The organism is Kitasatospora sp. NPDC041988 (assembly GCF_055588525.1).
Window position 1 is genome coordinate 55,795 of record NZ_JBVJCO010000054.1, and the last position, 8,281, is coordinate 64,075.

At 73.0% G+C, this 8,281-nt stretch carries 7 protein-coding genes; 4 read left to right on the plus strand and 3 right to left on the minus strand.

Annotated elements, in window-relative coordinates; all coding sequences use genetic code 11:
• Positions 1-146: 146 nt before the first annotated feature.
• The 3 genes from ACZ6NC_RS36010 (at position 147) to ACZ6NC_RS36020 (ending at position 4,646) form a co-directional block, all read left to right on the plus strand.
• Positions 147-2,735 (plus strand): bifunctional FO biosynthesis protein CofGH, encoded by a 2,589-nt coding sequence (locus tag ACZ6NC_RS36010; RefSeq protein ID WP_465738088.1) that lies wholly within the window; start codon positions 147-149, stop codon positions 2,733-2,735.
• A gap of 103 nt (positions 2,736-2,838) precedes the next feature.
• Positions 2,839-3,210 (plus strand): hypothetical protein, encoded by a 372-nt coding sequence (locus ACZ6NC_RS36015; RefSeq protein WP_465738089.1) that lies wholly within the window; start codon positions 2,839-2,841, stop codon positions 3,208-3,210.
• Between the two features lie 320 nt (positions 3,211-3,530).
• Positions 3,531-4,646, plus strand: a complete 1,116-nt coding sequence (locus ACZ6NC_RS36020; RefSeq protein WP_465738090.1) for an ADP-ribosylglycohydrolase family protein — start codon at positions 3,531-3,533, stop codon at positions 4,644-4,646.
• A gap of 164 nt (positions 4,647-4,810) precedes the next feature.
• Here the strand turns inward: ACZ6NC_RS36020 and ACZ6NC_RS36025 are convergent, their stop codons facing one another.
• The 3 genes from ACZ6NC_RS36025 to ACZ6NC_RS36035 form a co-directional block, all read right to left on the minus strand.
• Positions 4,811-5,020 carry a DUF397 domain-containing protein gene (locus ACZ6NC_RS36025; protein WP_465738091.1) on the minus strand — a complete coding sequence of 70 codons (210 nt, stop codon included), beginning with the start codon at positions 5,018-5,020 and terminating at the stop codon, positions 4,811-4,813.
• The gene (locus ACZ6NC_RS36030) at positions 5,017-5,880 is read right to left on the minus strand and encodes a helix-turn-helix domain-containing protein (protein ID WP_465738092.1); all 864 of its coding nucleotides are present in this window, start codon (positions 5,878-5,880) and stop codon (positions 5,017-5,019) included. Before ACZ6NC_RS36030 ends, ACZ6NC_RS36025 begins: the two co-directional genes overlap by 4 nt.
• Before the next feature lie 556 nt (positions 5,881-6,436).
• Positions 6,437-7,186: a GOLPH3/VPS74 family protein gene (locus ACZ6NC_RS36035; RefSeq protein WP_465738093.1), complete on the minus strand. Its 750-nt coding sequence runs from the start codon at positions 7,184-7,186 to the stop codon at positions 6,437-6,439.
• Positions 7,187-7,367: 181 nt separating this feature from the next.
• On the opposite strand from ACZ6NC_RS36035, the gene ACZ6NC_RS36040 reads away from it, so the two are divergent.
• Entirely contained in the window at positions 7,368-8,219 is an 852-nt protein-coding gene (locus ACZ6NC_RS36040; protein WP_465738094.1) for a hypothetical protein, read from the plus strand.
• Positions 8,220-8,281 lie beyond the last annotated feature (62 nt).

Sequence of the window (8,281 nt, forward strand, 5' to 3'; positions counted from 1 at the left end):
CTCTGTCCCTCCATTACACGGCGCCGGACGGCCCGAGTCATCGCCCTCCAGGGCCAGATAGGGGTCGCACTACGGGCGCAGCCGACCCTGATACGTCCTCAGGGTTGCCTCCTCCGGATGTACGAGAACTGGCGTAGGGTCGCGTCATGGAAGCAACCAACACCCCGACTGCGAACGCGATGCGGCGCGCCCTGCGCCGTGCCCGGGACGGTGTCGCGCTGGACGCGGCCGAGGCTGTGGTGCTGCTCCAAGCCAGGGGTGAGGATCTGCTGGACCTCTGTGCGAGCGCGGCCCGCGTGCGTGACGCGGGCCTCGAAGCGGCCGGGCGGCCCGGCGTCATCACCTACTCCAAGAGCGTCTTCATCCCGCTCACCCGGCTCTGCCGCGACAAGTGCCACTACTGCACCTTCGTCACCGTCCCCGGCAAGCTGCGCCGGGCCGGGCACGGGATGTTCATGTCGCCGGACGAGGTGCTGGAGGTGGCCCGCCGGGGTGCCGAACTCGGCTGCAAGGAAGCCCTGATCACGCTCGGCGACAAGCCCGAGGACCGCTGGCCGGAGGCCCGCGAGTGGCTGGACGCCCACGGCTACGACGACACCATCGCCTACGTCCGGGCGATGTCCATCCGCATCCTGGAGGAGACCGGCCTGCTGCCGCACCTCAACCCCGGGGTGCTGAGCTGGACGGACTTCCAGCGGCTCAAGCCGGTCTCGGCCTCGATGGGCATGATGCTGGAGACCACCGCCACCCGCCTGTGGAGCGAGCCCGGCGGCCCGCACCACGGCTCGCCCGACAAGGAGCCGGCCGTCCGGCTGCGGGTGCTGGAGGACGCCGGGCGCAGCTCGGTGCCGTTCACCAGCGGGCTGCTGATCGGCATCGGCGAGACGTACGAGGAGCGCGCCGAGTCGCTGTTCGCGCTGCGCCGGGTCTCCCGGGCGTACCACGGCATCCAGGAGCTGATCCTGCAGAACTTCCGCGCCAAGCCGGACACGGCGATGCGCGGCATGCCCGACGCCGAGCTGGACGCGCTGGTCGCCACCGTGGCCGTGGCCCGGCACATCATGGGCCCGTCGGCCTGCCTCCAGGCGCCGCCGAACCTGGTGGACGGCGAGTACCGGCGGCTGATCGGCGCCGGGATCGACGACTGGGGCGGGGTCTCGCCGCTGACGCCGGACCACGTGAACCCCGAGCGCCCCTGGCCGCAGATCGACCGGCTGGCGGAGGAGTCGGCGGCGGCCGGCTTCGAGCTGCGCGAGCGCCTCGCCGTCTACCCCGAGTACGTCCGGCACGGCGAGCCGTGGCTGGACCCGCGGGTGCTGCCGCACGTCCGGGCGCTGTCCGACCCGGAGACCGGCCTGGCCCGCCCGGACGTGGTGGTCCAGGGCCACCCCTGGCAGGAGCCGGAGGACCTCCCGGCCTCGTACGGGCGGACCGACCTGCACGCCACCATCGACACCGAGGGCCGCACCGGCGACCGCCGGGCCGACTTCGAGGACGTCTACGGGGACTGGGAGGTGCTGCGCGAGCAGGCCTCGTCATCGGCGCCGGAGCGGCTGACGGGCGACGTCCGCGAGGCCCTCGCGGTGGCCGCCGACGACCCGACGAAGCTGACGGACGAGCAGGCGTTGGCGCTGTTCCACGCGGACGGCCCGGCGCTGGACGCGCTCTGCCGGATCGCCGACGACGTGCGGCGCTCGGCGGTCGGGGACGACGTCACCTACTGCGTCACCCGGAACATCAACTTCACCAACGTCTGCTACACCGGCTGCCGCTTCTGCGCCTTCGCCCAGCGCCGCACCGACGCGGACGCCTACACGCTCTCGCTGGAGCAGGTCGCCGACCGGGCCGAGCAGGCCTGGGAGGTCGGCGCCACCGAGGTCTGCATGCAGGGCGGCATCCACCCGGACCTCCCCGGCACCGCCTACTTCGACATCGCGCGGGCCGTGAAGAAGCGGGTGCCCGGCATCCATGTGCACGCCTTCTCGCCGATGGAGGTGGTCAACGGGGCGACCCGGACGGGGCTCTCCATCCGCGACTGGCTCCAGCAGGCCAAGGAGTCGGGCCTGGACACCATCCCGGGCACGGCCGCTGAGATCCTGGACGACGAGGTCCGCTGGGTGCTCACCAAGGGCAAGCTGCCGGCCGCGACCTGGGTGGAGGTCGTCACCACCGCCCACGAGCTGGGCATCCGCTCCTCGTCCACCATGATGTACGGGCACGTGGACACCCCGAAGCACTGGCTCGGGCACCTGCGCCTGCTCGCCGGGATCCAGCAGCGCTCCCTTGAGACCAATGGCACCGGCGGCTTCACCGAGTTCGTCACCCTGCCGTTCATCCACACCAACGCGCCGGTCTACCTGGCCGGCATCGCCCGGCCCGGCCCGACCGCCCGGGACAACCGCGCGGTGGTCGCGATGGCCCGGTTGCTGCTGCACCCGCACATCCCCAACATCCAGACCAGCTGGGTGAAGCTGGGCGCCGAGGGCGCGGCCGAGATGCTCCGCTCGGGCGCCAACGACCTGGGCGGCACGCTGATGGAGGAGACCATCTCGCGGATGGCCGGTTCGGCGTACGGGAGTTACAAGTCCGTCCGGGACCTCCAGGCGATCGCCGAGGCGGCGGGCCGGCCGCACCGGCAGCGCACCACCACCTACGGCGAGGTCCCGGCCGAGCGGCAGGCCGCCGCCCTGGCCTCGGACGGGCACCTGCCGGAGCTGCTGCCGGTCCTCGACTGAGCCTGCCGGGAGGACCGGAACCGGAATCGCCGTCACCCACGTCATCGTCGTGGCGGCCCCGAGGGCGGGGCGCCACGACGAACGGGGGCGCAGGGTGGAGACGGTGGCCGGCAGGGGCGGCGCAGGCCGGTGGGGCCCACTCGGTGCGGCGGCGCTCGCGGCCGTGGCGGGCTGGGTGTTCGCGAAGTACGCGGTCGACGCCTACCACCGCGAGGTCTGGGCGCCGCTCCAGCACTGCCACAAGCCGGGGCCGCTGCCCGGGCCGGCCCGGGCGGCGGCGGTCGTGGGGCCGCTGCTGAGCCTGGCGGCCGCGGTCGGCGCGGGCCGGTGCGCCGTCCTGGCGCGGCAGCGGCCCGCCCTGCTGGTGGCCGGGATGGTGCTGGCCACGGCCGCCGGGCTGGCCGGCGTGCTGGAGGTGTTCAGCGCGGTGGACGTGCTGACCGGCCCGCACACCTTCGGCAACACCTGCGAGTGACGGCCTGCGCCCTTGTCCGGCCTGCGCCCGAGCCGGCCTGCGCCCGAGCCGGCCTGCGCCCTGAGCCGGGGCCTGCGCCCTTGTCCGGCCGGTGCCTGCTCGGCGTCGACCATGGCCTGGACGGCGGCCTGCGGGCTGGTGACCGCGCAGCCCGGGGTGGTGGTCCGTGGCCGGTGCATGACCCGGCAGCAACATTTTGTTGAAGACTGGCGTTCCCAGGGAACCCCTCGACTTGTTCAGCCATTCGAATACAGTGCGAGGGCGCGCGACCGGCCCGGGTCGCGCCGCCCCCCTTCCCGGACGAAAGGCGCCCCGTCGTGATGCCACTGTGGTCACGCGCACAGCAGCAGGACTTCCGCAGCCGGGTGCGGGGCTGTCTGCTCGGCGGCGCGATCGGTGACGCGCTCGGTGCGGGCATCGAGTTCGAGTCGCTGGAGAAGATCCGGGCGGTGCACGGCCCGCAGGGTGTCACCGGCTACGTCCCCGCGTACGGGCGGCTCGGCGCGGTCACCGACGACACCCAGATGGTGCTCTTCACCGTGGACGGGCTGATCCGCGCCCACGTCCGCCGGGACACCGGCAGCTGGCACCCGCCCACCGACCTCCACCTCGCTTACCTGCGCTGGTCCGCCACCCAGCGGGACTGGGGCCCGGACGAGCGGCGGGCCGACCTCGGCTGGCTCGGCCGCGAGGAGTGGCTGTACGCCCAGCGCGCCCCCGGCCAGGCCTGCCTCTCCGGCCTCTCCGGGCCGGACGCCGAACGCCTCGGCACCCTGGAGGCGCCCAAGAACCCGCACTCCAAGGGGTGCGGCACGGTGATGCGGGCGGCGCCGTTCGGGCTGCTCACCACCTGGGAGCCGGGCCTGGTGTTCCAGCTGGCGGTGGAGTGTTCGGTGCTGACGCACGGCCACCCCACCGGCTACCTCTCGGCCGGCGCGCTGGCGGTGATCGTCCAGACCGCGGCCCGCGGCGGCACCCTGGAGGAGGGCGTCCACCTGGCGCTGGCCCTGCTCTCCGAGCGGCCGGCGCACGAGGAGACCACGGCGGCGCTGCGGGCGGCGCTGGACGCGGTCCGGGCCGGGGAGCCGTCGGCCGAGCGGGTCGAGGCCCTGGGGGAGGGCTGGGTCGCGGAGGAGGCGCTGGCGATCGGGCTGTACTGCGCGCTGGTCGCCCACGACATCCGCTCGGGCCTGCTGCTGGCGGTGAACCACTCGGGGGACAGCGACTCCACCGGCGCGATCTGCGGCAACCTGCTCGGTGTGCTGCACGGCGACACCGCGCTGCCGTCCGGCCTGGTGGCCGGCCTGGAGGGGCGCGGGGCGCTGCTGGAGCTGGCCGACGACTTCGTCCTGGAGCTGATGCACGGGTCGGAGCTGCACGGCCCGGACACCGCGGAGGGCGCGGCCTGGTCCGTGCGCTACCCCGTCCTGCGCTGATCCCCGTCCTGCGCCTGTCCTTGCTCTGCTTCGGACACCCCCTGCACGGAGTGCCCCGCTGCTCCGAACGGTCCGGACGCGCAGTTGCCCGTAGTGGTGTCCGCCACCGGGGGAGGGCGACGGGCACCGCTACGGGCAACTGGGCCGAGAACGGTGGACGCGGATCAGAAGCCGCCGAACACCCCTGCACCGGCGGCGCTGGCGAACGCGTTCCAGGCCTCGGCCGAGAAGTGCAGCTGCGGGCCCTGCGGGTCCTTGGAGTCCCGGACCGCCACTGCGTCCCCGGCCGGCGTGGCGATCTCCACACAGGCGCCGTTGCCGCCACTGTGACTGCTCTTCCGCCAGGCCGTCCCGTTCTCGAAGGTGGTGCTCATGCGTGGTATCCCTCTTCAATGTTGGCTATCAGTGACCGGCTCTCGGCCACCCCGAGCGCGGCCGCCCGCAGGTGGTCGTAGAGACTGGTATAGCGGCGCACGTCCGCGTCCTTCTCCAGGTAGAGATCGCTCGTCACCCCTTCGAAGTAGACAACCGTGGAATCGGCTGACTCGGGGAACTCGAGCAGGGAGAATGTCCCGGTCATGCCGGGGTGGGCGCCGTGGGCGAAGGGGATCACCTGGATGGTGATGTTCGAGCGCTGGCTCAGCTCCAGCATGTGCTTCAGCTGGTCGGCCATCACGGCCTTACTGCCGACCTCGCGGCGCAGGACCGCCTCGTCTATGACGGTCCAGAGACTGCCGAGCTGGTTCTCGCCGTTGACGCGGTCCTGGCGCTTCATCCGGACCTGCACCCGGCGCTGGACGGCGAGCGCGTCGGTGTCCGGCTGGGTGCCCTCGACCACGGCCTGGGCGTACTGCTCGGTCTGCAGCAGGCCGGGGACGAACGAGGACTCGTAGGCGCGGATCGAGGAGGCCTCGGCCTCCAGGCCGATGTAGACGCTGTAGGGGGTCGGCATGTCGTTGAAGTCGTGCCACCAGCCGCGCTGCCGGGACTCCCGGGCCATCTCCATCAGGCTGGCGCGCATCGCCTCGTCGGTCACGTTGTAGACGTCGCAGAGGTCGCGCACGTCGCGCTGGCTGATGCTGCGGCGTCCGTTCTCCAGGCGGCTGATCTTCGACTGGGAGACCATCAGCCGGCCGGCCACTTCCTCCGCCGTCATGGCCAGGCCCTCGCGCAGCTTGCGCAGTTCGGAGCCCAGGCGCCTGCGGCGCACGGTGGGATTGATGTTCGCGGACACGTCGACCTCCGGCCGGACCTCTGGTGATCGTTGGAACGGCAGTCCTCGGAACACTGTGGAAATTGGGACCAACCCCCCTGACTTGGAGCAGCATGTCACCTTGGATCAGGTCGGCGCCGGGGAATCACAGGAGCGCAGTAGAACAGATCATCGGAAAAGCGCTTCTGTGAGACAGCGGGCACCCCGGAGTGGTAAGGCGGCTCTGCGGCTCGATCCGGTAGTTCTGCGATGGTGGTGCGGGCGCCGCCGACGCCCGCAGATGTGCTGGCGGCACGTGCCGAGGCGGCCCGGGCCCGGCTCCGCGGAGCGGTCCGGCCGCCTTCGGGGACGGCGGAGGGGCGGCCGCCCGGCGACTTCCGTCGCGGGCGACCGCCCCTCCGTGCTGCTGGTTGCTCGCCGCCGGGTGGCGGCGCGAGCGGTGCGGCGAGCGCCGTGCCGCACGCGGTGCGGTGCTGCGTTCCCGCGATGCCGCGCTTCCTGCTCTGAGGTGCTGTCTGCGGTGCTCCGGTGCTGCGGTGCTGTGGTTCCTGGGGTGCCGCCGCTCGGACGGCCCGTGTCAGCGGACGCCCACGCGCGGTGCCACGACCCGGCCCCCGGACCCGCTGCGGCTCGCCGCGCGCTGGCCGGGGTGGCCCGCACCGGCCGGGGCGCCGCCGCCCTGGGGTGAACGGTTCTGCTGGGACGGCAGGCCGTTCTGCACGTCCATGACGGCGTGCGCGACCATCCCGTTCAGCGGGTCGTACCGGATCAGGTCACGCAGCCGGGACCGCGAGGACCGGCCCTCGTTGCCCGGGTACAGATGCTTGCCCAGGCCCACCGAATGGGCCAGGGCGGCCAGTGCGGCGGTCCGCGGGTCCGGCGGCACGCCGGTGCGGATCGCGGTGTCCAGCCGCTGTTTGATCGCGGCGTTGGTGCAGTCGTCGGACGCCTGGTAACGCGTCGTCGGCAGCACCCCGCACACCTGGCCCGGCACGGCCGTGACCATGCCGCACCTCTCCAGGTGCGCCAGATAGGTCTGCCGCAGCCCCAGCCGGGGCCCGCCGATCCAGTGCGCGGCACGGACCGGACTGCCGCGTCGGCGCAGCAACTCCAGTGCGTGGTCCAGTGTCGGGTCGCCGGTCGGCCTTGGCAGCACGACGGCGATCCGATCGCCCTCCGGGACGATCCGTCCGGCCAGGGACAGCTCGACGAGCTGTGCCCCGGCGAGTCCGAGGTCGAGGGTCTGCGGCTGCGCCGTGGTACCCGTGGTCGGGTCCAATGCGAGCAGCAAGAGTTCCTCGGGAACAGTTCTGCGGCTCTTGCCCATCCAAGCCTCCCCGCGTGGATGGGAAACAGCGTGACGCCTCTCACACGGGCTTGTCGAGTACGCCTCCGAATCGTGACCTTGCGTACGAAGCGGGGAACCGGCGGCGCCAGGCCCGGCGTCTGAGCGGTGAACGGGCCGCAGTGCGGCCGTGCGGCGGCAATAACCGCCGGTCGGGCGGGGTGTGGGCGACCGGAACCTCCGTCGGTGGCGGAGACTGTACAGGTACACGGGGCGGGGCGTCGGCTTCCCGAAATCGGGTCTGCCGGTGCCCCGCCGGTCGTTGAGGAGGCTGGGTTACGTGGGCGAGTCCCCCGACAGGGTGCTGCGGGACGGCGAGCGGGCGCGCGAGCGGGACGGGGAACGGGGCGGGGAGCGGGAACGCCCGGCCGGCGGTGACGGCGTGCAGGAGACGGCCGACGCGGCCGATCAGGCCGACGGCACCGCTGCGGCCGCCGCCGCCGATGCGGCTGAGTCCGCAGACGCCGACGCCGACGCAGACGCCGACGCCGACGCCGACGCCGACGATGTCGCCGACGCCGCGGACGTTGCCGACGGCGCGCCGGCCGAGGTGCCGTCCGGAACGGCCAGGGCGGGCTCGACCGTGCAGCTCCGGGTCCGGGATGTGGACACGAAGACCACGATGATCCGGCTGCCCGTCGACAACGCGACCACCGCCCTGAGGCTGCCGCCGGAGCTCACCGCGCCCGCCCCGAAGAGTGACGAATCCGCAGCTGACGGAGGGTCCGGCGACGCCCCCGGAAAGGCGGCGGCGAAGGCGGAGGGGCCCGAAGGGGCCGCCGGCCGTTCGTCCCGCCCGGACCCGCGTCTCGCCCTGCGGACCGCCGAGCCGGTCGAGCAGCCGGTGGACGACGAGGAGCCGGCGAAGGCCGAGAAGCAGTCGGGAAAGCAGGAGCAGGCGAAGGCCGAGAAGCTGGAGAAGCCCCTCCCCGCGAAGGCAGCCGCCGCGCTCCCCGCCGCTCCCGGGGGGGGGGGGGGGGGCGGGGCAGTGGGGGGGGAGGGAGCCGGGAAGTAGGGGGGCTCTCGAGCAGAGGAGACGACGAAGAAAGGGCTGTAGATAGGGTCGATGTATAGATA